The organism is Paenibacillus sp. P4_A7 (assembly GCF_056402455.1).
Map to the genome: position 1 here is coordinate 1 of NZ_JBFUHJ010000664.1, position 2199 is coordinate 2199.

The 2199-nt window shown below is 37.4% G+C and carries 3 protein-coding genes; all 3 read left to right on the forward strand.

Features of this window, described 5'->3' with window-relative positions; all coding sequences use genetic code 11:
* Positions 1-402: hypothetical protein (locus tag AC1DWN_RS32635; RefSeq protein ID WP_477562994.1), on the forward strand; the 402-nt coding region annotated here is incomplete at its 5' end.
* A 202-nt stretch (positions 403-604) separates the two neighbouring features.
* Complete coding sequence (locus tag AC1DWN_RS32640) at positions 605-1246, forward strand: histidine phosphatase family protein (protein WP_477562995.1); 642 nt, start codon at positions 605-607, stop codon at positions 1244-1246.
* Positions 1247-1421: 175 nt separating this feature from the next.
* On the forward strand, positions 1422-2199 hold a 778-nt coding region (locus tag AC1DWN_RS32645), incomplete at its 3' end, for a sulfite exporter TauE/SafE family protein (protein WP_477562996.1).

Here is a 2199-nt window from a genome sequence, read left to right on the forward strand (position 1 = left end):
ACAGGTAAGCTTGAAGCTTTGCCGGATTCATTTGTACAAGTTAATAAAAGTGGCTCATTGGATTACAGTCTATACGGTGATTATTTTTCTTATGTTACATTTGATTCTGAAAGCCTAGTGTTATCTCGTTTTAATCTCAATACGAGAAAAGAGGATAAAGCATATGTTTCTGTAAATGCGCAACAGATGGGGGCAACAGTAATAAAGACTGCTAGAGTTGAATCCAATAAGGTATACGCCATCCTCCAAAAAGATGATATTCCAATGGCAGCGGTACTTGATATAACAGATGGAGAACTGCTGTACACAGGAGAAGTAACAAATGACGGACCCGTGTCTAAATTGGACCAAGGGATGAAACAAGTGAGATTAAATAATCTATATATCAAATATAAAGATTAAAATACGCAAAACCCACCTGATGATTAATAGCCTTAGAAAGTATATGCAGCCATTTAAACCCACGATAATCGCGGGTTTTTTTTTATGGAGCAAGTTCATTGGAAGTTTAGATTAGAAACAAATAAAAATAAAAGCAAAGTTTAGAATTCATACCAAATAAGATGGAGAAGATAAAGATCACATAGAAAGGAAGTTGATAAGTATGTTAAAAAAAGTCGTTTGTTTTTTACTGATCGGGACATTAATTCTCCTGATGTATATGAGTGACAAAATGTGGGCCCGAGAAATAGAAGACGAAACGCTATATACGATCATTAAAGAACTACAAAACGGCGGCTATATATTGTACATGAGGCATGGTGAGGCGACCATTGGTCAAGATCAGGCTGATGTTGATTTCGAGGATTGCAGCACACAAAGAAATTTGAGTGAAACCGGGATCAAACAGGCCGAAATGATGGGAGTTATTATTAAAAAGAATGATATTCCGCTGCAGTACCCTGTAATAGCGAGTCCGTATTGCCGTACGCGTGAAACAGCAGAAATCGCATTTGGAAAACAAAATGTCGAAGTAAATCCTTATTTAGCCAATATAAATCATTTATTTAGTGAACATATATCGAACGAAGAATTAGATGATATATTGGATAATATCACAAAAAACCTTGAAACCAAGCCGCCAAATGGAAAGAATACGGTTATTGTAGGTCACACTTTCCCTAAAGATGAAGCACTTGGCGATATCCCTTACATGGGAACCGTAGTCATCAAACCAAACGGAGAAGGTCAGGGTTATGAAATAATCAAAAAGATTAATCTTAATGATTTTAATAGTGAACATTAACTGTATGTGCAAAGAGTGTGAATGACGTTTGACAAAAGAATACTTCACGACTATTATTATACCTATAGGGGTATAAGTATGGGGGGGCGAGCGATTAATCTGAAATGATCATACGTACAACTGAGATTGTCTCCAGATGTGAAAATACTAATCATATCTGAGGAAGGAGTGCATCATGGGTTTGGATCTTAATTGGATTTTAACGTTATTTGCAATAGGCTTCATTGGATCTTTTATATCAGGAATGGTTGGTATTGGAGGCTCCATAATTAAGTATCCGATGCTGCTGTATATTCCACCAGCGCTAGGATTTGCAGCTTTTTCAGCGCAAGAGGTATCAGCAATTAGTGCGGTACAAGTTTTCTTTGCTACTTTGGCAGGTATGTTTGCTTATCGCAAAGGCAAAACGATCAACAAAAAACTGGTTCTATATATGGGTATCCCCATTGTAGTGGGCAGCTTTATCGGTGGATATGGCTCGAAATTTCTACCAGATTCCGCAATCAATTTCACATATGCGGTTATGGCTCTCGTTGCGGCTATTATGATGTTTCTACCTAAGAAAGAGGTGGAAAGTGATGATTATTCTAAAGTTCAATTTAATGGAAGTATTGCAGCAATCTCCGCACTAATTGTAGGTGGGTTATCCGGAATTGTAGGTGCGGCAGGTGCTTTTATTACGATTCCAATTATGTTAGTTGTTCTTAAGATACCTACACGTGTTGCCATTGCTTCTTCCTTGGCAATTACATTCATATCTTCAATTGGATCAACTTCTGGGAAACTAGTGGGCGGACATATGCTAGTCATACCATCAATCGTTATGGTCGTAGCCAGTGTCATTGCAGCACCAATAGGCGCAAAATTGGGGCAGAAGGTTAATATTAAAATATTGCAATGGATATTAGCTGTTCTGATTACTTTAACGGTTATCAAGATTTGGGCAGATATTA